Annotated in this window: 18 protein-coding genes; 10 read left to right on the forward strand and 8 right to left on the reverse strand. The window is 45.8% G+C overall.

The features are described 5' to 3' along the window. The first annotated feature begins 14 nt into the window (after positions 1-14). From MHB56_RS09780 to MHB56_RS09790, 3 genes are all read left to right on the forward strand, one after another. A complete protein-coding gene (locus tag MHB56_RS09780) occupies positions 15-818 on the forward strand; it encodes an NAD kinase (protein WP_076184770.1) in 804 nt (267 codons plus the stop codon). Positions 819-964: 146 nt separating this feature from the next. Further along, positions 965-2,149 (forward strand): copper amine oxidase N-terminal domain-containing protein, encoded by a 1,185-nt coding sequence (locus tag MHB56_RS09785; RefSeq protein WP_076279682.1) that lies wholly within the window; start codon positions 965-967, stop codon positions 2,147-2,149. Between the two features lie 81 nt (positions 2,150-2,230). After that, positions 2,231-3,670, forward strand: a complete 1,440-nt coding sequence (locus MHB56_RS09790; protein ID WP_076128004.1) for a S41 family peptidase — start codon at positions 2,231-2,233, stop codon at positions 3,668-3,670. 330 nt (positions 3,671-4,000) lie between these two features. Here MHB56_RS09790 and MHB56_RS09795 read toward each other — a convergent pair whose 3' ends face one another. From MHB56_RS09795 to lipA, 3 genes are all read right to left on the reverse strand, one after another. Continuing rightward, entirely contained in the window at positions 4,001-4,213 is a 213-nt protein-coding gene (locus MHB56_RS09795; RefSeq protein WP_139331114.1) for a hypothetical protein, read from the reverse strand. Between the two features lie 112 nt (positions 4,214-4,325). Next, positions 4,326-5,009 (reverse strand): YutD family protein, encoded by a 684-nt coding sequence (locus tag MHB56_RS09800; RefSeq protein WP_341143525.1) that lies wholly within the window; start codon positions 5,007-5,009, stop codon positions 4,326-4,328. 236 nt (positions 5,010-5,245) lie between these two features. Continuing rightward, positions 5,246-6,151 carry a lipoyl synthase gene (gene lipA / locus MHB56_RS09805; protein ID WP_036685320.1) on the reverse strand — a complete coding sequence of 302 codons (906 nt, stop codon included), beginning with the start codon at positions 6,149-6,151 and terminating at the stop codon, positions 5,246-5,248. 254 nt (positions 6,152-6,405) lie between these two features. On the opposite strand from lipA, the gene MHB56_RS09810 reads away from it, so the two are divergent. After that, a complete protein-coding gene (locus MHB56_RS09810) occupies positions 6,406-7,506 on the forward strand; it encodes a M23 family metallopeptidase (protein ID WP_341143526.1) in 1,101 nt (366 codons plus the stop codon). A gap of 38 nt (positions 7,507-7,544) precedes the next feature. On the opposite strand, the gene MHB56_RS09815 is transcribed toward MHB56_RS09810, so the two are convergent. Further along, entirely contained in the window at positions 7,545-9,245 is a 1,701-nt protein-coding gene (locus MHB56_RS09815) for a glycoside hydrolase family 13 protein (RefSeq protein WP_076128007.1), read from the reverse strand. A 122-nt stretch (positions 9,246-9,367) separates the two neighbouring features. On the opposite strand from MHB56_RS09815, the gene MHB56_RS09820 reads away from it, so the two are divergent. Continuing rightward, positions 9,368-10,396, forward strand: coding sequence for a LacI family DNA-binding transcriptional regulator (locus MHB56_RS09820; protein ID WP_076128009.1), 1,029 nt, complete (start codon positions 9,368-9,370; stop codon positions 10,394-10,396). 439 nt (positions 10,397-10,835) lie between these two features. On the opposite strand, the gene MHB56_RS09825 is transcribed toward MHB56_RS09820, so the two are convergent. From MHB56_RS09825 to MHB56_RS09840, 4 genes are all read right to left on the reverse strand, one after another. Next, complete coding sequence (locus MHB56_RS09825) at positions 10,836-13,859, reverse strand: carbohydrate binding domain-containing protein (protein ID WP_076128011.1); 3,024 nt, start codon at positions 13,857-13,859, stop codon at positions 10,836-10,838. A 243-nt stretch (positions 13,860-14,102) separates the two neighbouring features. Further along, positions 14,103-14,771, reverse strand: coding sequence for an alpha/beta hydrolase (locus MHB56_RS09830; protein ID WP_036685332.1), 669 nt, complete (start codon positions 14,769-14,771; stop codon positions 14,103-14,105). Between the two features lie 154 nt (positions 14,772-14,925). Further along, positions 14,926-15,507 carry a hypothetical protein gene (locus MHB56_RS09835; protein ID WP_036685335.1) on the reverse strand — a complete coding sequence of 194 codons (582 nt, stop codon included), beginning with the start codon at positions 15,505-15,507 and terminating at the stop codon, positions 14,926-14,928. Between the two features lie 18 nt (positions 15,508-15,525). Then, the gene (locus MHB56_RS09840) at positions 15,526-16,062 is read right to left on the reverse strand and encodes a hypothetical protein (RefSeq protein ID WP_076128012.1); all 537 of its coding nucleotides are present in this window, start codon (positions 16,060-16,062) and stop codon (positions 15,526-15,528) included. Positions 16,063-16,445: 383 nt separating this feature from the next. On the opposite strand from MHB56_RS09840, the gene MHB56_RS09845 reads away from it, so the two are divergent. From MHB56_RS09845 to MHB56_RS09865, 5 genes are all read left to right on the forward strand, one after another. Next, positions 16,446-16,784: a DUF6385 domain-containing protein gene (locus MHB56_RS09845; RefSeq protein WP_341143527.1), complete on the forward strand. Its 339-nt coding sequence runs from the start codon at positions 16,446-16,448 to the stop codon at positions 16,782-16,784. Positions 16,785-16,812: 28 nt separating this feature from the next. After that, positions 16,813-18,189 (forward strand): DUF6385 domain-containing protein, encoded by a 1,377-nt coding sequence (locus MHB56_RS09850; RefSeq protein ID WP_341143528.1) that lies wholly within the window; start codon positions 16,813-16,815, stop codon positions 18,187-18,189. Positions 18,190-18,302: 113 nt separating this feature from the next. After that, entirely contained in the window at positions 18,303-20,348 is a 2,046-nt protein-coding gene (locus MHB56_RS09855) for a glycosyltransferase (protein ID WP_341143529.1), read from the forward strand. Continuing rightward, positions 20,345-21,766 (forward strand): tetratricopeptide repeat-containing glycosyltransferase family 2 protein, encoded by a 1,422-nt coding sequence (locus MHB56_RS09860; RefSeq protein WP_076184777.1) that lies wholly within the window; start codon positions 20,345-20,347, stop codon positions 21,764-21,766. Before MHB56_RS09855 ends, MHB56_RS09860 begins: the two co-directional genes overlap by 4 nt. A 15-nt stretch (positions 21,767-21,781) precedes the next feature. Continuing rightward, positions 21,782-23,731 (forward strand): tetratricopeptide repeat-containing glycosyltransferase family 2 protein, encoded by a 1,950-nt coding sequence (locus MHB56_RS09865; protein WP_341143530.1) that lies wholly within the window; start codon positions 21,782-21,784, stop codon positions 23,729-23,731. Positions 23,732-23,744: the final 13 nt, after the last annotated feature.

Here is a 23,744-nt window from a genome sequence, read left to right on the forward strand (position 1 = left end):
GGAGCTTGTACATCTTGAGATATTATGTTCTGGACCGCGGTGATGAGCTGTCAATCAAACTTGCCGAGCAATTTCACAAGCTGGCGGCGGAGCGGGATTTGCAACTGGATGCCGAGTCTCCGGAAATCGTCATCTCGATAGGTGGAGACGGCACAATGCTGCACGCTTTTCATACCTTTATCGATCAGATTCCCAACTTAGCCTTTGTAGGTGTGCACACAGGACACCTCGGCTTCTATGCGGACTGGCAAGCAGAAGAGCTGCCCACCTTAATCGATTATATGTGCGGAACCGGTGATACTGAGCCGCAGAAACCGCGCATTGTGAAATATCCATTAATAGAGCTGGAGATTCACAAAAAATCGGGATCTTCGTCTCACATTGCCCTCAACGAATTTACCCTTAAAGGGGTGGATGGAACTATAATGATCCAAATCGACATCAATGATGTCACCTTCGAAATGTTCCGAGGCGATGGACTTTGTATTTCAACTCCCTCTGGCAGCACCGCTTATAACAAAAGCCTTGGTGGCGCTATGGTTCACCCTTCAATAGAAGCGCTGCAGATTGCCGAAATCGCGTCTATTAACAACCGTGTATTCCGGACAATGGGCTCGCCGCTACTACTGCCGAAGCATCATCATTGTGACATTTTTTCATGTAAAGACCAGCGTTTGCTGCTCACCGTAGATCATAACAACATTCCTGTTGATGACCTGATTTCAGTACGCTGTCAAGTTTCAGACAAAAAAGTCAGCTTCGCAAGGTATCGTCCGTTTCCGTTCTGGAACCGTGTCCGTGAAGCTTTCTTAGTCTGAGATCAGGGGATCAAAAAGCTGGAGATTTCAATATCTCCGGCTATTTTTGGTGTGACAAAACTAACACCAATTGATAGACATAGAGAGAAATCAAATGGTATAATGAGGCTATTTTACAAAGAGTTACATAAAAGGAGAGAGTACTGTTGAAAAAATTATTATCCCTCTTGAGCATAAGTCTTCTGGCCCTGATACTGGCGGTCCCGGCTTTTGCTGCTTCAAAACCGATTGATGTTTATATCAACGGCAGTAAGGTTTCCTTTACCGCAGGAACCCCATACTTAGCGAACAATTCTGTACTTGTCCCTTTCCGGGTCATCTTCGAAAAGCTTGGACTCCAGGTGCTTTGGGATGCCAAGACTGGAACAGTAACAGGTAAAAGTTCAAATCTGGCGATCAGCCTGAAAATTGGCAGCAACCGCGCAACCGTTAACGGAACCGTGAAAAAACTGACCACCGCACCAGTCTCCTCAGCTGGCACTACATACATTCCTTTACGTTTTATCGCAGAGGCAACCGGAGGCACAGCCGTCTGGAATTCAACCAGCAGAAGCGTGCAAATTACCACCCCAGTATCCAAAGATAAGGACGAAGCAGCGATTACAGCATTAATCCGTTTGTCTAATAAGTATTTCAATGAAGAAAAAGCGATTAGCTTCTATTCCCTTATGGATTCAGAATCCTCAAATGCGGAGTCAGTAGCGGATCTTAATGCATCCTTTGAGATTTTTGACATAAAAAATACTATTGAGAGTTTGGAAATCATTGATATTTCAGGCAATGACGCTACTGTCTATACACTGGAAAGCTCTCGCCGGACAGGTGGGGCCTATACGCCAGATACAGAGGACGAATACATGTATACACTTGTCCGCAAGAATGGAAGCTGGAAAATATCATCTGTGGAATCCCAAAGCTCCGTGATACTGCTGACTCGTGAACAAGCTCTAAAAACAGCAGCTAACATTCCTCAAAATGATGCGGATGCCATCAAAGGTAATATCACCAAATATTATCAAGCTATGAATGAACAAAATTCGGCCGCTGTTCTTTCCACCATGACTTCATACGGAGAAGAATATGATACTTCCCTTAAGGAAGATCTGGAAGATTTCTTTACTTCATATGACGTCATTTATACTCCAAGCGTTTCGAGTATCTACTATTTTAGCGCCAAAGAAGCAGCTATTTATGTAGAAAGCAAAGAGAAGGATGCCAGTGAAGAGGAAACTTTTGAGCAAGGCACGATCTTCATTTTATCCAAGTCGGATAACGGGGTATGGACTACTGATAACACCTACAGCGTTTACTATAAACTTGTGAAATCCTAACAACCATACGTCACAGAAAGTTAATTCGTGCAGTGTATACTTTCTTATCTTATAAATTATATAAAAAGGGCGTATGATTCCATGAAATCCAATAAAGTAATAAGTGCACTTCTAGGCAGCTGTCTGGCTTTATCCCTAACTTTTGCTCCAGTGGTGTCTGCTGCCGATGCCGCTCAGGCATCTACAGATAACCGTGATCTTATCAATGAAGTCATGAATATTCTGGAGAACTATAACCTCTCCGGTGTAGATAAGGATACCTTGATTCGTGGAGCCATTGATGGCATGGTGAACACCCTGGATGATCCCTATAGCCAATACTTCAATACCGAGGAAGCGGCACAATTTGAACATGATGTTGATCTGGAATACGTTGGTATTGGTGTTAGATTGCAATATACCGCAACAGAGCTCTACATCGAAGACATAACACCCGGTTCGCCTGCAGAACAAGCAGGTCTGAAACGCGGCGATACGATAGTCAAAATTAACGGAATCCCCGTTGAAGAGACTGAAGGTGACGAGTTAAGCGGAGCCGCAGGCACCAAGGTCACTCTGCAGGTGCTCCGGAATGGAGTGTCTAAATCATTTCGTGTAACCCGGAATGAAATCAGCTCAACTTCCGTTACCGGAACCATTGTTGGACAGAAGATAGCCTACATCACACTGAGCGGTTTCACACAGAATTCCGATGAAGAATTCGCCGCTATGCTGAAAAAGATGCGCGCAGCAGGTATGAAATCGATGGTGCTTGATTTGCGTGACAACTTAGGCGGCTATATGGATTCGGCATACAACATTACCTCCAATTTTATGGATAAAGGCATTATGATGTATACCTCTGATCAAACCGGAGCACTTACTCCAGTAACGATTACCAGCGGCAGCAAAATAGGCGTACCCGTCGTCATTCTAACGAATGAGTACACTGCCAGCGCTTCTGAGGCGCTTACTGGCGCATTACGTGACAATAAGCTCGCTACCGTCGTAGGCACTCGTTCTTTCGGCAAAGCACGTATTCAGAGCCTGCTTCCAATGTCTAATGGAGACATGCTGAAGCTGACTACGCAGAAATACCTAACTCCAAATAAAGAAGACTTTAATCACATCGGGCTTGCACCGGATATTGAGGTTAAAGGCAAAACTGCACAGCTAATTACCGCTCTACAGATTGCAGGAATGAAAAGCATTGAGGTTTCCGGTGATCATCATATCTTGAACGTCAACGGGGTTGCTTTTGCTGGTAATGTAGGTCTAATAAAGCAAGGAGATAAGACTTATGCTTCTTCGCTCGTACTAGGTGCACTGATCGAAGGCGACATCACATGGGATGCCAAGAACAAAAAAGTCATCGTAACGAACGGGGCAGGTAAAGCGACCGGCTTTACATTGTCCTCCAAAGAGGCGCTTTCTCAGAACGGCGAGACCTTCATTGAATTAAATGCCTTTAAGAAGAAGTTCCCTGCGCTTGTATGGAGTTACAATGCAACACAGAAACAATTGAAATTATCTGTAAAATAGATCCTTAATCTCACTAATCATTAAGCTGCTGAATCAAGCACCAATGAGTAAAAACAGGAGTTGTCACATAAGCCATGAAATGGCCGTTGGGACAACTCCTGTTCTTTGTTTAGTTTGATAATATTTGGACCTACGAAACATCTGTAGCACCTATCGGACATGGATGACCCTAAACGCAATATTAATCCATATTTGTTATGCTATCGGACTCCATAGTCGCTATTGGTATGAAAAACACCATAATTACGCCTCTTTCTAACGAATAGCTTCATTGGAGTCCGAAACCCTGCTCAAAAAGCTGAAAATTCGCAAATAACGGCATCTGGGTCCTTAAGCCTTAGGGGATGATGAAACTGCTGGGTCAAGCAGCCAACGACTAACAGCATAGAGCAGCAGAGCAACACACAGCAGCACAGCAACACCGAGCGGCACAGCAACACCGAGCAGCACAGCAACACCGAGCCACACAGCAACACCGAGCAGCACAGCAACACCGAGCCCACAGCACAGAGCAGCACTGAGCAACACCGAGCGGCACAGCAACAGCAGAGCAGCGATCTCCAAGTAACGGGAGAAACGCTGCTCTGCTATTTTTTATAAGAAAAAAAGCTGGCTCATTCGTAGAAGGACTCTACTTATGGTTCAGCTTTCATCATTAAGGTTGTGAATTTTCTATGTTTTGGTTGTTCTGGTTATTCTGGTTGTTTTGGTTGTTTTGAGCGCTTTGAGGTTTTGGTGTGTTTTGGGGCTTCTGAGACTGACCTTGTGGCGGTCTGCCTTGGAAATCCTTTTTGGATTTCTTGCCCTGTGAATCCTTGCCCCGGTGATTTCGGCTCTGATGTTCTCTCACAGGTCTATCCTTCACCATATTGTCCTTAGAAGAAGTCATCTCTTTAAATGCCAATGAGTGATTCGAGCCTTGCTTAGAGGATGTTTCTTTAACAGAGAACTCTTTATCTGCAGCCGCTTCATCACTAGCTTCCCCTTCTTGCTCCAAGGCCTCTTCATCACTCAGCTCTGGTATTTCTTTGATTAAAATATCCTTGAACATGCCTTCCTGTGGTACCTCTTTCAATTTATGCAGCACAAAATAAGCGCAGCCAAAATTGCAATATTCATTAATATAATCAACCATACCCGAAATCGCTGTATCCCGATTCACCTTAGGATGGTTGTCCCGGTAAAAACCTTTCAAACGCAACTGACTGTAACCCCAGTCACCGATAATATAGTCGTATCTTTCCAGCACCTCGCTATATCTCCCGCGAAACGCCTCCGGATTCCAACCATCCTTATGATCCAACATAAGTTCATAGCCTTTTCCGCCTATTACGATCAAACCTTTTGTCGCCTGCCTTTCTTTGGGTATCGTGGCGTTGATTATGCCGCCATCTATGTGGAATATTGGGCTTTCGGTCGCTGTTCTAGAACCGCTCCTACAGCACCAATATTCCCCTCCGATGACGCAAATCAACGATTTTTATGGGTAACCTAAGAGCAGAGATATCAGAACGCTGTCGCTTCTTCCTCCTCTTACTAACATTCTCCGTGAATTAAACCACAGAAAAGCAATAATTAGCTAGAAGAAACCGCACGCTCCTCGCGAGCTTGAGCTGCAGACTTCACCTGCTCATGCGCATGATAAGAGCTACGGACTAGCGGGCCTGATTCCACATGGCTGAAGCCACGCTTCATTCCCTCTTCCTTCAACAGTGCAAATTCCTCCGGTGGATAATATTTCTCCACATTTAAGTGTTTTGGAGTGGGTTGCAAATATTGTCCTAAAGTCAATATATCACAATTTACGGCTCGCAAATCATCCATTGCTTGTAAAATCTCATTCCACTCTTCACCGACACCAAGCATGATGCTCGATTTGGTTGGAATATTGGGTTTCATTTCCTTGGCTCTGCGCAGCAATTCCAAGGAACGAGGGTACTTCGCTTTAGCCCGTACACGATCTGACATCCGTTCCACGGTCTCAATATTATGATTAAGAATGTCTGGATTACTGTTCATGACAATCTCAAGACTATTCCGGTCTCCTAAAAAGTCTGGAATAAGCACTTCAACACTACATAACGGAAGGCGTTTACGAATCGCCGCTACCGTCTCAGCAAAAATCTGAGCGCCACCATCCGCAAGATCATCGCGGGCCACACTAGTCACCACACAGTGACGAAGATTCATTTTCTCTGCAGCTTCAGCTACACGTTCAGGCTCCTGCAGGTCCAGTTCTGTAGGCATCCCTGTATTCACTGCACAAAAACGGCATGCGCGTGTACAAATATCACCTAAAATCATGAAGGTAGCCGTACGGTTTGCCCAGCATTCATAAATATTCGGACACCTAGCTTCTTCACATACGGTATGTAAAGTTTTGGAACGCATCATGCTTTTGATTTCCTGATAGTTGTCACCGGTAGTTAGCTTAATCTTAATCCAATCCGGTTTAGGTTGCTTTGCTGTTTTATTAGACAAAATGATAAACCCCGCTTCCTCCTGAATGTGATGCTGCAGATGAAAGTTGCTGCCTCATATTATAACATGTGCGATTTACAATTGCCTGTTTTTGTGAAATATGCAGGGTGTATCATCTGGAGTTTCCAGCGAGATTTTTCTGGTACCTTTAGACAAGAACGGATAAAAAGTAGCATTTTGCACCAATCTATAAAAAAGCTTCATCCGAAGTGACTACACTCAATTTAATGCCCGGACAAAAGGAGGCTGTTATCTTGCTGGCCCTATTTAAGAATATTAAAGACCGGAGAACCCTGTTATGCCTGTCCGCGGCCGCTATCCTCTGGGGTGGTTTAAACCTTCCCGTTTCAGCAGCTGTAGCGCGGCCTACAATCCAACCGGTGATGAGCAGCGGGGATCCCGCTAGTGCTAGCAAAGAAGCGCAATGGTCTGGCCGAAGACAGATTTATGAGCAAATGAGCGCAGCTACTGGTATCCCGTGGTTTAGGTTCGCAGCCGTTGATCAATATGAACGCACGCTCGCCAAAAAGGGAGCCTCAGGGCAGCCTGTCTCCACGCGCCTTACAGCCATAAAGATCCCGGCACCGGTATGGGCTGGTCCACTCAATCCGGATCAAGGGGATACTTCCCCGAACTCCATTAGCTTCTTTGATGGTTTTGGCAGTGATGGCTCAGGAGACGGGATTGCTGATCCAGAGAATGATGCGGACGTTCTGTATAGTATGGCTAGACACTTATTGAAGTATGGACAATCCGCTAGTGATTTCAGTATCGGGGTCTGGGAGTATTATCACAATGGCCGCGCCTCGCAGCGCATTACCCAGTTCGCGAAGTTATATGAACATTTTGGACGGCTGGACCTATCCGGCAATGCCTTCCCGCTTCCCTTAAGTAACCTTTATTCTTATCGTAGCACTTGGGGCACTGGAAGAAGCTGGGGTGGAGCACGTATCCATGAAGGAACAGATTTATTTGCACCTCAAGGAGTGCCCGTCCGAAGCACCTGCTTTGGCTTAGTGGAGACAAAAGGCTGGAACCGATACGGCGGCTGGAGAATCGGGATTCGCGATATTGAGAACCGTTACCATTATTACGCTCATCTATCTGGATATAACAAAACCATTTCTCGCGGAGATATAGTCACCCCCGGTGAAATTATTGGCTGGGTAGGCAGCTCGGGTTACGGCAATCCCGGAACTCAAGGGAAATTTCCTCCGCATCTACATTTTGGCATTTACCGCGATCGCGGAATTACCGAATGGGCTTTTGATCCGTTTCCGTTGCTGAAACAATGGGAGAATCAGGAATATAGAGACTTAAAGAACAAAAGAAGCAAAAAAAGTGCCGTAAATTAGAATAAGGTCCCTTTCCTTAGAGAGGGGCCTTTTCTTTTTTAATACAACATCAAACAGCCGAATGGTTCAATGCTGACCGTAAGCTTATTATTATTTTTAAAAATTACTCCAGACAATAAATCAGTTAATTCGTTCTTATCAGCTCGATATGGGCTAAGCTCTAGTTGGTAAGGGTTTGGAGAATTATTGATAATCAGCCCTATCTTTTCGTGCTCCACACCTCGTATGTAACCAAGCACATTACGAACTTCATCAGTAAACCAAGGACGGAAGGAGCCTTTGCGCAGAACCTCATGACTTTTTCTCAGAGAAATCAACTGTTGATACCACTTATGCAGCACTGCATTCTGAGCTTGTTCTTGCCATATCATAGCTTTTCTACAGTGGGGGTCCGTCGCCCCTTCCATCCCAACCTCATCCCCGTAATAGATCATTGGAATGCCGATATAGGTCATCTGGAAAAAAACAGCCAGCATCATACGTTCAACAGCGGTACCCAAGCGGTCCCAACCACGCCCACCTTCTTTACACGCTGTAAGAAACCGCAGGGTATCATGGCTGCCAAGCAACTGAAACATAGCTGAATTCGCCTGGTCATTATACAACGCCTCCTGATGGAGCAATTGCTCCATAAAGCGAACTGGCCCCGTCGATTGTTCCGCAAAAAATTCTAACACTGCATCACGAAGCACATAATTCATTCCTCCATCGAACTGATCCCCTCTAAGCCATGGCCCAGAAGCATGCATAATCTCACCGATCAGCAGGATTTCAGGATATTCAGATTTGAGTTCTTGCCGAAACCGGGACCAAAAACGCGGATTAACTTCATTGGCCACATCCAGACGCCAGCCGTCAATCCCTGTCTCGCGCACCCAATACTTCGCAACCTCAATCATGTAATTCGCCGTATCCGGATTGTCCATGTTCAGCTTTGGCATATGCGCTTCAGCTTTGGCAAACGTTTCATAATTGGGTACAGGGGTCTGCGTAACCGGAAAGGAATGAATGAAGAACCAATCTTTATACGGAGATTGCTCTCCTTTTGCCAACACATCCTTAAACGCGAAAAAGCGGTCTCCCGAATGATTAAACACAGCATCTAAAATCACTTTGATTCCATGTCTGTGCGCCTGGCTGACCAGTGCCTTCAATCCTTCCGTATCCCCAAATACTGGATCAACCTTATAGTAATCGGAGGTATTATATTTATGTTCTGAAGGAGACTCAAATACAGGCGTCATATAAACAACGTTTACTCCTAACTGTTGCAGGTAGGGCATTTTGTCAGAGATGCCTTGTAAGGTTCCTTCGTTATAACTGCTGGGATAGATTTGATAGGTTACTGCATCCATGCTCCATGAAGGTAACTTCAACGCCTCAGAATGATGGAGATATGCATATTGAAAAGAACCCGCACGTTCCCGGTTCTCCGACGCCCCTCTCTCTCCATACCAGACATATTCACCAGCAGGATTAGTTACATGGAATAGATATCTGCATTTTTTAGTAGGGGTCTCAATGACCGCTTCATGTATCTCATAAACACCTGCCGACCCAATCCGCTCCATCTGCAAAGGAACTTCATGCCCCGGAGAATCATAACGGTCTGAGTAGATGACGGTACAGGATAATTGCTGTCCAGCTTGCGTGAACAGTCTGAGCTTCAAGATGCCCGTACCCATAGGATAGGCAAACGGATCTTCACTTGTATGATATAAAAACCATGTATGAGGCATAACTTCTAAACTCCTTTTTATGCTTTTATCGTTAAATCTATAAGACTCTTTGTAATTAGAGAGACTGCTAAATTTGTGTTATTATGGTTACAAATACCGTTCCGGATTATGAGGGGAAGACAATGAAAGTAACCATTTCTGATATTGCCAAAGCAGCCAATGTGGCTAAATCTACCGTATCCAAAGTATTAAACGATTCCCCCAAAATATCACAGGAAACGAAACACAAGGTTCGCGAAATTATGAAGCAAATGAACTATACACCAAGTAGTATCGCTACCGGATTAGCCAGACAAAGCAGCTGTAATATTGGTCTCCTGGTCGATATGTCCAAGGAAAGTGAATTTCTAAACCAGTTTTTCTACAACATCATCGGTGGAATAGAAAGTGTAATTGCGCCTTTAAAATACGAGCTGACTATTTCCAATGTACAGCATAGTAGTCCGGAAGGACATTTTCTAAATAGACTTGTATTCAGCAAACGTGTCGACGGAATCATAGCGAATAACTCCGTACTCACGGAAGAGCTTTGCGAAGAACTGAACCGCTTGGAGTTTCCCTACATCTCCATCGGCGAAATTATGACTCCCGGAAGCTGGGTTGATTTCGATAATGAAGCAGGCGGCAGCATGCTGACCTCACATTTAATAAAGCAGGGGTACTCCAAAATAGCCTTCATAGGCGGGCAGCAGCAGGAAAAGATTTATACCCATCGTCTGAGTGGATATTTGCAAGCATTGCAGCAAGCAGATCTTGCCGATCAGCAGCAATGGATTATCAATTGTAAGGCTGATGAACATGAGAGCTATCATGCTGCACTTGAGCTTCTACAGAGCGAAGATCGACCAGACTCCGTAGTATGCATGAACAGCTATGTTGCCTTCGGGGTGCTTCAAGCTGCAAAATCACTGGATATTCATGTTCCCTCACAGCTCGGCATTGCCGCATTTGATGAATATCCTCTGTCCCGTTACACTACGCCTCCTCTAACCTCGCTGAATATCGACACCTTCCAGCTGGGGGTATCTTCAGGCGAGCTGCTGATGCAACGCATTCGTAATAACAACATACCCTCTAGGCATTTGCTTCTCGAGCCAGAACTCATTCCTCGTGAGTCAACTATGAGATCGCAGTTCCCGGCGGGAACGTAGTGAAGAGGCGGGAAGCTTGGTTGCTCTGACTGCTGATTTAGCTTGATTTAGCTTGATTGAGCTTGTATAGCTGACTGAACTTTATTACGCTGCGTGCTGTTTTGGCTTGATTGTCTGGAGTAACTGCTTTAGCTTGATCGAATTTGAGTAGCTAAAATGGCTACATCGGATTTAATTGCATTTTGTGCAATAGAAATCCTTATAGGATGGGTAACATTCGATTTAATTGCACTTTGTGCAGTCAAAACTCGTGAAATCGGCAAAAAACAGCCTTTTTCCTGAATTCTACTGCACAAAATACAGTTAAATCTTTCTACCAGCTTCAAACAGAAAGTTTAATTGTACTTTCTGCAATTAAAAAGCTTCATACTGCTTACCAAGGAGCGGCCCCATACGGGAGCCGCTCCTTGGTGTGTTTAAGCTGTAGATATTATGAAGCTTATAGATCCTTCCAGCGCTGAACCGTCAGATTTACGGTTTGTGCACCGCCTGATGGCGTAAGGGTTCGATTGGAAAGATCCGATCCATTCGAATTCACCTCCACATTAGTCCAAGCACCTCGTGTAACTTTGTATTGAATTGCTGTTCCCGCCGGTAGACTTAGTGTGATGGAGTAAATACCATCACTACCCTTCGTCAGTTGGTAGTTCGGATCTGCCGCATTCCAGCTATTGAAGGAACCGGAGAGATAAACGGGACCACTCACAGGAGTAGACGCAGGAACAGTTGCTCGGAATGTAACACTATCCGCTTGTGGCTCTCCTGCGGTGATGTTACCATTCACCATACTCCAGGTGCCCGCAGCAAAATGATAGTTATTGCCTCCATTGTTATCCCATGTGCCACTGCCATTATTAAAGGCTGCGGTCAGCCCAGCTGCCGTGTCCAACTGAATCGTAACCGCCTTATATCCTGTAAAAGCAGAAGCTTGAAGCTGCTCGCCTGGAGACGTCGTCCAGACCGTTGAACCATCGAGCTTATAATGGATATAAGAGCTGCTATAAGCCGCATTCTTATAATAGATCGTTGCCGTACTGCCGACAGGTGTTGCCGTTGGTGTTGGCGTTACGGTGGGTGTCGGCGTTACCGTTGGCGTCGGTGTTGGCGTTACGGTTGGTGTCGGTGTCGGCGTTACCGTCGGAGTTGGCGTTACCGTCGGAGTTGGCGTTGGTGTTACCGTCGGTGTCGGTGTCGGCGTTACCGTTGGTGTTGGTGTCGGCGTTACCGTTGGTGTCGGCGTCACTGGTCCACCCGATTGAATATTGCCAGTTGGTGTATAGGTCCAGGTGCCGGCACTAAATAAATAGTTGCTGCCCCCGTTACTGTCCCAAGTGCCGCTGCCATTGTTAAAGCAAGCTTCAAGCTGGCTGGCTGAGCCAATATTAATCGTTATTTTGTTGTAGCCTGCTACATCAGAGACAGGTATCGCCACACCCGGTGATGTCGTCCAAGTTCCTCCTGCAGGACGATAATGAATATAAGGCGAGGTATAGCCCTGCTTATAGTAAATAGTGACACTGTTCCCCGCTGGTGTTGTCACTGAAGCAATCGCGCTAAGGAGGGATAGATTGCCTGCTGCATCCATTGCTTTTACCGTATAGTCATACGTAGTACTGGCAGATAATCCGTTATCCGTATATGAAGTAGTTGCGGATGTACCCACTTTTACGCCGTTGCGATAAATTTCATATCCGGTCACACCTACATTGTCGGTGGAAGCGGTCCAGCTTACTAAAGCACTGGATGCATTTTGAACGGTTGCGGTCACGTTAGTGGGTACAGTTGGAGCAACTGTATCTGTAGGAAGCTGTTGTTTGGCATAGATTTTGGCTGCATTTGCACCCACGGTTACAGTGATCTGCTTGCCAGTTGCTCCACCCGATTGTACGGTTACCGTATCCGAAGTGTTCAACTGGTTATAAAGAACCGTCCCGACTGCCAAGCTGCTCTCTGCACGCAGTGGAATGGTAACGGTCTGCGAGCCGCTGGATTTATTACTGAATACGGAGATAACTTCCTGCCCCAGATTAGTTCCAGTGTCAATACGACGTGAAAAAGCATATAAGTTCTGTGCAGACCACATTTCACGTTGAGTGCCTGTACGGAGTGCCGGATTATTTTTCCGAATCTCATTAAGTTTGGCTACGTGCTTGTAGGTGCTGGCATTCTCATTAAAATAATTCTCTATTACATTGCCGTTTGCATCCCGTTTCACCATTGACCAGCGGTTCCAGGTATCGGCGATGCCTCCCGTCATAATCTGCCCATTACCATTGCCTTTGTTCTGTTCCGTACCTTGGAAGACAACGGGTGTTCCACGCACTGTAAAAATAAAACTCAAAGCGTTCTGCAGCTTATCTACGCTTCCTCCAGCTTCTGTGAGAAAACGATTGCGGTCATGATTGTCGATAAAGGTAACCATGTGATTGGCATTTCCGTTATAGTAGGAATCCTGTGCCAAGGTGCTTTTAATATTGGAGTCAAAAGACTGCCCATATGCGAAGCTATTTAGAACGGAGAAGAACATTGGGAAATCAAGCATGCCCCACTCCTTGTTGTTGCCGACCCAGCGCGAGACAAATTCAGCATTGCCGTCAAAATTCTCGCCAAAGGTATTAACCCCCAGATAATTTTGCAATTCACCAATATCAGTCGGCTTCATCAGCTTGGCTGCGTCTACACGCGCACCATCTGCCCCTGTATAGTCAAACCAGCCTTTAATCGAATCAAATATGGCCTTTTTAGCAGCAGGGACATCGAAGTCAATGTCATCCAGTCCGCCTAGATCATGATTTTCTAAGTAATCCTGTGCCCATTGATCGTATCTTCCGTCTGCCAAAGACCAGTTGATATCTCCGTTATGGTGATACCAAGCCGGGTTATTGAAAGGAGCTGCTGGCTGCAGACTAGGGATATCATAGTAGGCTTGGGTACCCAGCATATAATCCCCGATATGGTTTGGCACAACGTCTATAACCACCTTGATGCCAACCGCATGTGCGGAATCCACTAACTCCTTCAGCTTCTCCTTTGTACCGAAGTAGGGATTGGCTGCGTTAGGGTCCTTAACGTTGTACCCGTGATACGCCGTGTTTTTACCACTGCCGTTGTTCTCCCGATTCGTCATTTGCGGCTCCGCCACTGGGGAAATCCAGATCGCGGTGTAGCCCATATTTTTAATATAAGACAGCTTGTCGATCACTCCTTGCCAATCTCCGCCTTTCATATAACGGAAATCTTCTTCAGAGTTCTCGCCATAGCGAATTGCCGCTCCCGTAGCATTGTTGGAAGAGTCCCCGTCATTAAACCGGTCAACCATAATCTGATAAATGGTATCATTCTCGTTAATCGTACCGATGCTGGCTGCATCTGCCTGTTGTGGCGCTAAGACGAATAAATTAATCACAGTAGAAAGAAGAATAGATGTAATCAGAACGGGCACGTACCATAACTTACGTTTCATCGCGCGCATCTCCCTCTCTTATTAAAGCGTATTCATAACACACTAAAACCTACTTCTTGGATTAAAACCGACCTTTCCAGCGATGTTTTTGGCATAGAAACAAACGAATTTTAGGGAAACCGGTTTCCCTACTAAAAATTACCATGACACCAGACGCGTTGTCAAGCCTTAAAATTGAAATGCACAACAAAAAAAGAGCTCCTATTTAGGAAGCTCTTGGAGTTGAATATTTACTGTTTGAGTTCAGCGTCCCGCCGTCTGAATAAACTGCAAGACCTCATTCATAATTCGGTCCTTCTCTTCACAATGGCACACCATATGACCACTGTTGTCGACCATCAGCACCTGTTTTTGGGTCGCCTTGATCATATGATGTCGTAGGTAATCGGCGCTTCTAGTCTTCACTAGATGATCTCTTTTTCCTTGCACGATCAGGGTTGGAGTCTCAATATGCGGATAGACAGAAAAGCTCTCACGAACCAATCGCTGGAACTCTCGAGTTGCTTTTGGAGGCGTTGAACTGAATTTACTAATATAAGTTTTTAGCATGGAAAAGCTCCCAAGGGTCTTAATAATTTCTACAGGATTCAGCGGAAACACAGGGGTAGACAACAAAGTGAGAGATTTAATCCAAGGTTTATAGCGCACGGAAAGATGTGAAGCAATAAGAGCACCGGTTGAAAAACCGATCAGATGAACGCCGTCATTTGTCTTTAACAGCTCTGTTAATTCATCCTCAGCACTTTGCTGCCAATCATGTCGATCCGAATGCAGTAGATCATTCCTGCTGCCCCCGTGCCCCTTCAGGGTAAATGTTCTGGAACGATAATTATGCTGCTCCATAAACTGGGACAAGGGAGAGATTTCATGCTCACCTCCGGTAAAGCCATGAATAAATAAACAACTTTCCATAATTGTCCCTCTTTTCACATTCCATACTGAATTCCAACTTTATTGTATAATGCCAATCCCCTTTATTTTCTATTCATTCCAACCTTCTATGTAAAACCTTAACCAAATGATGTCAAGGTTTACCACCGTTATAGGTTCAAAAAAAATATAAACTCTATTGCTCCCACCAAAGAAGACCAAGTGCAGAAGTAATCGTTAAGCCTACAGCCGAGCTAGATGAAGTTACGTTAGCACAAATAGCAGTCCCCGGCGGAACGATGATGCTGCCCGTAAAGTTCTGTGAGAAAGCGCCTGGAGCTAATTGATAATTGTAAAGCGTCGTCCCCCCGCTAATTGCCGCTGTTGAAGATTGAACGGTCATCGCACTTGTAGCCGCGCTTCCGAGATTATTATTGGTTGGTGTCAAGGTTGCAGGAGAGGTTAACGTCCCTCCTTTTACAATTGTAAAGCTTCCAGACATAGCCGATAGCAGAGAAGATCCGCCGATACTGCCGCTAATACGAGAGATATATACGGTTTTCCCGCTACCAGCAGCATTACTAATCCGAATAGAAGTAATTGCAGAAATAAGACTAAGTACGACCAAACTAGACGCGGATGTGTTGGTAGAATACAAGACCGCAGCCTTCGAAGCACTTATTTCAGGTGGCGCGCTGATATCCGGAGATTGGAAGGTATTGACCATATCCACAAAAAGAGGTTGATCATTGTCGTTAAACACATATTGATTAGGCATGATTATCCCCTCCCATTTCTAATATTCCCACCAACTAATAGATGTTGTCGCTGCTGAAGTTCCCGATGCAATCGTGATGGACGTGGTTATGGAATTTCCGGGAGGAACAACGATTTGTCCAGTAAAATCAACAATGACGGGCCCCGCTGCCAGTAATAAAGATACTAGAGTGGCCGGACCTCCCGTAGGGGCAGCAGTCGAGGTTCTGGCCGTCATCACACTGGTTAACGCACTTCCAAAATTAAAATTTATCGGTGTAACGGTAGTCCCGGTGACCGTAGCGTTCCGAAGCAGAGATAAAGTAACAGCAGCTGTTGCCGAGCTAGCTGCAACACGGGATACATACAATGTACGTCCGCTGCCTGCCGGATTACTAATCTGAACAACTAACGGTGCAGCAGTCGTTACCGTAGAAGTAAAAGGGATTCCAAACAATAGCCCCGCCTTAGCCGCTCCTCCCTCCGGAGCTGAATCTATACCAGGTGCAACATACGTGTTGACTTGTTCTGTAAAGAGTGGCTGGCTACTCTGATTAAAGACTGAATCGTTTGGCATGCGCTATCCTCCCCGTACTTGAGCTTATCTTATTTTATGCCACTCTAAGTAACAGGTTGTTTGGGAATGTGCGTATTTTTGCTTTCACAGCCCAATCACCTCTTATTTTTCACCATATATTATTATCACCATTCGAATGGCTAAGGATTGTCCCTAACGGTTCGCGGCTTATTGAACTGCGGTTTATTGATGCTCAGGGCTCAAACGACGGTTAGGGTCCTTTTATGGACAGGGTTCCAGAAAACCCGTAGGAGGTGAATGAAATCCATAACGGTCTGGAACTAAAAAAGCGCAGCAAAATAAAACACTCAAAAAAACAGGGGAATTGTTCTAGAAATCCGCAATCATTTCCACCTCCAAAGGGTCGAAGAAACCGCCGTAAGGTGACGATCAGTCCTTTATTTTCCGAGCATCAATTTATCGGATTCCCCGTGTTCAGCTCCATTTCACCTCTGTCTTGGCAAAAAAGCGGAACTAAAACGATGATCTCTTACGCAGTTATGAACCAAGGAGACCACCCTGTTAGCGTCCGCTTGGAGATTAGTCCGAACAGTTTTGATTCTTTTATAGATTCAGAAGAGATCGTGGCTGCAAAAGAAATGAAGGTGCTAGTGCCAAGCAGATTTTTAAAGTGGACTCGGATATCCGCCTCCACGCAGCAGTCAACGGGTTTAGGCAAAATTGATGTATACGTCCAAGCCCAGTCTATAGGTATGAGTTAACAATTTTATAAGAGAGGGACGAGGAACTTTGCCTAACTACAGCTCTTTTCAAGCTAATCCCGATAATCTACGAACGCTTATTTTTGGCCGGGATGCCTCGCTGATTGATCATCCGCTCACTACAGATCCAGGCGGAAATCTAACGACAATTATCCTAGATGGTACGATTTCCAATATACTCGGAGCTACCATCACTGCGGGTACTTTGTCATCAGCAGGAACAGTTACTAACATTCTTAACGGGACCATTACTAGCATACTTGGAGCTACCATCACAGCTGGTACCTTGTCTTCCGCAGGTACCATTACTAACATTCTCGAAGGTACCATTACTAACGTACTCGGAGCTACCATCACAGCTGGTACCTTGTCTTCCGCAGGTACCATTACTAACATTCTCGAAGGTACCATTACTAACGTACTCGGGGCTACCATCACTGCGGGTACTTTGTCCTCCGCAGGTACGGTTACCAACATTCTTAACGGGACTATTACTAGCGTACTTGGAGCTACCATCACAGCTGGTACTTTGTCTTCCGCAGGTACCATTTCTAACATTCTCGAAGGCACGATTACTAGCGTGCTCGGAGCTACGATTACGGCTGGTACCATTACTAGTGTACTAGGCGCAACTATTACCGCGGGTACTTTGTCCTCAGCAGGAACGGTCACCAATCTCTTAAACGGGACCATTACCAGCGTGCTTGGAGCCACAATCACCGCGGGTACTTTGTCCTCCGCAGGTACAGTAACCAATCTCTTAAACGGGACCATTACCAGCGTGCTTGGAGCCACAATCACCGCGGGTACTTTGTCCTCCGCAGGTACAGTAACCAATCTCTTAAACGGGACCATTACCAGCGTGCTCGGAGCCACGATCACTGCGGGTACTCTGTCTTCGGCTGGTACAGTAACCAATCTCTTAAACGGGACCATTACCAGCGTGCTCGGAGCCACGATCACTGCGGGTACTCTGTCCTCAGCAGGTACGGTCACCAACCTCTTAAACGGGACCATTACCAGTGTGCTTGGAGCCACCATTACCGCTGGTACGCTCAGCAGTGTGACCTCTATTTCACAACGCAGCTTTATCGAACAGACGACGACGGGTATTGCAACTGCTAATGCCTATACTCCACTGCCAGCAGTGACTACGAGCGTATTGGGGACCTATTCCTTTTTCATCAATAACACTGGAGCTAACCCGGTCAACACACGAGTAGAAATCAGTGCTGACGGAACGAACTATTTCGTCGATACCACAGGAGATAATCCTTTAGCAGCAGGTTCTATCGATGTCATAGTTCCAGCCAGATTCCTGAAATATACACGCTTATCCTATCAATCAACGAATGCAGGGGCCGCCTCAACAATCAATGTAAGTTTCAACGCACAGGGAACGTAATGCAGATGCCCATCATATGTTGTAACGAAAGAGTGCATGGATATCCATGTGCTTTTTCTTTTGATAGCAAAAGCTGATTTCTACTTCTACATATGTAACAAGGAGGAAACAACGTGAACAATATTACGCTTGGCGTCCACCTCATCGTTAACAATGAAGCTGATCTTCTGCCCCACTGTCTCACAAGCGTAGCAGGTGTTGACGAGATTGTGGTCATAGATACAGGCTCTACTGACGAATCCATAGCTATTTCCCAAGCGCACGGGGCTAGAGTATTCCAACGGGAATGGACAGAAAACTTTGCTGCAGCACGTAACGAAGGTCTCGATCAGGCGGATACCGATTGGATTCTAGTCCTTGATGCCGATGAACGCCTGCAAACTCCACTTCCGGAACTCCGCAGCCTCCTGCAAAACACGCAAGCTCAGGCTTTTACAGTACACATTGATAATTGGCTTGGCGTTCGGCCTGAGGATAAGGTAAAGCACAGTGCGATTCGTTTATTCCGAAATGGACAGGGTTATCGATATAGCGGAAGAATTCATGAAGGAATTGACGCTGCAATTCTTAAATCACATAACATCTCGGCGATTGTGCATAGTGATATTGAGATTGAACACTTCGGATATTTGCCGGAAATCATGGCACGAAAAAATAAAATCAAACGCAATGAGCAGCTGCTGCGACTCGCTTTAGCCGAACAACCGGAAGATCCTTTTCACTCGTATAATTTAGCAGTCACCTGCTGTCAGAACGGTCGTCTTCAGGAAGCAGAGGCATTACTTCGCCAGACCCTTCACCATGTGCCACTTGAAGCTTCTTACCGTCCTACGATGATTAGAGATCTCTGTAAAATTTATCTGACTCAAGGAAAAACCAATATCATAGATCCCTTGCTGTTGCCTGAATTGGAGCGTTATGAGGATTACCCTGACCTGCATTTTTTATTAGGCCAATCTTTGGAGAGTCAAGGCTTGTTAGAACGTGCTTTTCAAGCTTATCAGCGTGCAGCATCCATTTCTGGAGATCAGGTTTGTCAAAAATATGTATCTGAGCAAGGGATGAACACCTTCCGCCCACTTTATCGACTAGGCTTAATCTCAGAGCGGCTTGAGCTTCAGGAGGACGCTGCGAGATTCTACCACCGTGCGCTTCAACACCACTCTTTATATAGGCCTGCCTTGCAGGGAATAGCTTCTGCTTTTCAACGCTTAGCTGTACCCGATGAGGAGATTGCCGGCTTGCTGATACAACTCGTCCCCCCAACTAATGCTGCCCAACGAGCTGCAATCATTGACAGCTTATTTGCGATAAATGCTAATGAGACCATCACTAACTTATCCCGAGACACTTTTCCCTTGGAATTAGATACGGCAAATTGGATGATCTCTTCACTCCTCATCACCGGCAAGCTAGAGAACGCCTATACAACCATAAGACAAGTGACCTCCTTAGCTACGCAAGATAACCATGATTTAGAATATCTGAAAAAGTGGGCTACCCTCTGGGCTATTTGCTCTTGGGCGCTTTTTGGAGAATTCCATAATGACCTGCTAACCTATGCACCAGACGAACTCCGTTTCGGACTGCAATACATTCAGAAGTGCCACCAGCAACAAAAGGTAGATCCCGTTGAAGCAGAGGTAGATACATTAACATTACATTCCTCATTCATTTCAGATTTGATCGAACAATCAGTAAAACTACACCAGCCCGCGTTAAGCGAAGCTTTGATAAAGCTGTTCCCTACCTTTCGGTCTGAATTAGCCGCAGCATTATATAAAGAAGGGAATAGGAATACAGCCGGCGAGCATTTTATCAGGTTAGTTAGCGATCAAGCAGCTGATACGAAGGTTCTTTTTTATATAGGTGAGATGGTCTTTGACAAAGGGCATTACACGGAAGCCAGTGAATGGTTTCAACAAGCGCTGGAGCAGATGCCTGAGCATGAGGCTGCCCGAGTGGGTTTAGCACTCTGTTACCTTCAGCAAGCGAAGCATAGCATGGAGGAGGCACTAAACAGCTTGGATGCAGCTAACGTTCATGGTCCACTGCAAACGGATATTGGTGCCATCCATAAATCCATCTTTTTACTAAATCGTACACCGTGGCATACACAGTGGAGCTTCCGCCAGAGTGAGGGGAGGACAGCCAAATGAGCATGCCCAGCCAAAAACCTCTGATTTCTCTATGCATGATCGTTAAGAACGAAGCAGATAACCTAAACCAATGTTTAAAAAGTGTACGTGGTATCGCCGATGAGATTATTGTAGTCGATACTGGCTCTACTGACTCCACGCTACAAATTGCTCTAAGCTTTGGAGCTAAAGTTGTTCACCATACTTGGAATGGCGATTTTGCCGCTGCCCGCAACGCGGGTCTTCAGCAAGCCCACGGACAATGGATTCTCATTCTGGATGGAGACGAGGAACTGGATGCGAAAAGTAAGGGGGAGCTGTTGCTGTGTGCGGAGCATTTGGAGTATGAAGCTTTTTTTCTGCGCATTCATAATCATAAAGGTTTAACCGCAGCTTCACAGACCATTACTGTTAATCCGATTATCCGGCTATTCCGTAACCGCCCGCAGTACCGTTTCAGCGGCATCATCCACGAACAGATTGCAGAAACGATCGTAAAAGCTACTCCCAAAGCAGCAATGCATTTAAGCAACGTAGTCATCCATCATTACGGTTATGCAGACGGCGTAGTAGCAAAAAAAGATAAGATCAAACGAAATGTTGAGCTGCTCAAGGAACAGCTAAAGTTAAATCCCAATGACCCCTTCCACCATTTCAATATGGCTGTTGAATATATGCGGCTTGGTGAATATCAACCGGCTCTAGAGCATATCAAAAGATCACTTAACGAAGCTCCACCCGATACAAGTTATGTTCATCTGCTGCACAAATATCAAATCCGCTGCCTGGCAGAATTAAAAGATTTCAACGCGGCGCTGGAAGCTTGCGACTCAGGGATAACCTTACATCCGGATTATCCTGACTTGGCTCATATCAAAGGTGTGCTGCTGTTTCAAATGGGGGCCCTAGTTGAGGCCAAAACAGCATTGCTGCAAGCCTTAGTCATTGGAGAAGCTCCTTCCGGTTACCATACCGAGTCCGGATTCGGATCTTATTTGACATTTTATTTGCTGGGACAGTTATGCGAAGAGATAGGCGATGAGACCGAGGCCTGTGTCTGTTATACCAAAGCTGCTCAGCTTCATCCCGAGCCAACGCCCATTATAACCCGACTGATCCGAGCCTTAAAATGTGCTGAGCGCGAAAATGAAATTTTGGGCTGGCTTCACGCTCATCTACCCGAATACACAGCCGCTAAAAGCGGACTTCTCTTAGATTTATTGCGGATTGAGGGATGTGAAGAGGCAGCAAAACAGCTGATGAAGACCACAGGGCAGTCCTCATCTAATGACTCGTTATTCAACCCAGCCTATCACCCAGGGCGTTCGGAGCTTTTGTTGGCGGATCGTCTGCTTGCCTCCCTCACTTCTTCAACCCCCTATTCTCCAGCGGCTAAAAGAGTGCGACTCGCACTTCCACTGCCCAGAGTTTCAGATTAGGAAGGACGTATTCCTATGACCACACCGGATATCACACTTTGCATGATTATTAAGAACGAGGCAAACCATCTGGAGAAATGCTTATCCTCTGTGCGCGGGCTAGTGTCTGAGATTATCATTGCGGATACAGGCTCAGAGGATAACAGTAAAGAAATCGCTCAGAGGTTCGGTGCAAAGATTATCGACATTCCTTGGGAAAATGATTTTTCCAAAGCGCGGAATATAAGCCTAGAGTATGCAACTTCCGCTTGGGTTCTGGTACTGGATGCTGATGAGGCTGTGGATCATTGGAGTGAGGAGCTGCTCCAGCCCTTGCTTGGTGCCGAGTATATTCATGCGTATTGGCTGCCCATTATCCACTATGTCGGTGAAATACCTGAAGCGAATTTTGTTACAGATCATGTCTGTCGATTATTCAAAAATGATAAAAGAATTATTTTTCGTGGAAGTATTCATGAGGAGATTGCCAGCAGCATTTGGGAGCTTCCAGCGGGGGAGATCGCTTATGCAGATTTGCGTATTTTCCACTACGGATATTTAGAAGATGAACTGATGCGTAAAAATAAATATAACCGCAATTTAGCACTCATCAACAGGGGTCTGCGGCTTCAACCGAACCATCTTTTTCTTCGTTACGCGTTAGGGGCAGAGTATTATCAGCAGGGTCAATATAAAGAAGCGGCAGAGATCCTCCTTCCGCTGCTCACCGATGCTCCAGCCCCTTCCGGTTATGTCTCAGATATTTACCTTAAGACGGCGTACGCCTTACAACTATGTGGCCGAAAGCAGGAAGCCGAGGAAGTTTTTCGTACGGGGAGCGGTCTTTTTCCTGATTTCACGGATTTATTAGAAAGCTATGCCCTCCTATTACTGGAACAAGGGAAGCTCAGCTCAGCCAAGCACTTCTTGGAGAACGCACTTCAGAGCGGGAATACAGCACATAAATACCCTTCTTCCTCAGGCAGTGGAACGTATCGGACAGAACTACTAGCCGGAAGAGTCTGTGAGAAGTTATACCAATATCCGGATGCGTGGAGACATTACGAGGCTGCTATACAACATAAGCCTGATTATAGCGAAGCGTGGAAAGAACTCGTCCCACTAAGCCTTCTATCTGGAGAGAAGGCACAACTACGAGCATTGACCCACAACTATCTGCACTCTTTATCTCCTGATACTTTGAGTTATCTTCTGCCCGCAGCGCTCAATGCCCGCGATCCGGAATGGCAAGCTGAGCTTTCTATAGCCAGCCAGTTACCCTCATCTGTTCAGGCTGCATTGCTGGCGATTCTGGAGATAAACAATCAACCGGAACATTTTCAGACACTCGCACCGCTTGAACAGCTGCTTCATGATCCTTCCCATCTTTCCAACCGATCCTTTGTACTTGGCTACCTGTGGGCTTTCTCTTGCCGTATTGGAGATACTGAGTCTGCCATGCGCTGGCTTGTCTGTCTATTGCCTTACAGACCGGGGATTTTATCGATCCATCATATTTTAACAGGGAATTATAGTCTTAAGGCTGATCTTTCGGATCTAAGCTATGCAGCACAATTGCTGCTTCAGACTGGTGCTTGGAATAGTTTATTAGCACTTTATCGCCATTCGGAAGGATCTTCCTTACACTGGTCCAGTCTGCCGCAGCCCTTACTCTACGGATTACTCGAAGCCCCCACCTCCATAAAAAAACAATGGTGCTCTATTTATGTCAGCAAGCACCCTCAATATCATACACCTGCGGACTGTACCGAGTGGCAATTATACGCTGCGATAGCCTACTCCTGTGGAGAGATGCCCATCCTTCATGTAGAGGATGAAGCCGCTTTGCGTAGAGTCGGGGGGGCTACCGCAGCCGTGAGCCTCGCTTATTACAAGCTGCAGCTCGCAGCAGAAGTATATCCGCAAGGGATACCATCAGCTCATATCCCTTCTGCGCTGCTTCTGAGATCTGCCAGCCGGACTTAGCCGGTTGGCAGAT

Origin of the sequence: Paenibacillus sp. FSL H8-0315, from assembly GCF_038005365.1 — a bacterium.
GTDB lineage: Bacteria > Bacillota > Bacilli > Paenibacillales > Paenibacillaceae > Paenibacillus_AQ > Paenibacillus_AQ odorifer.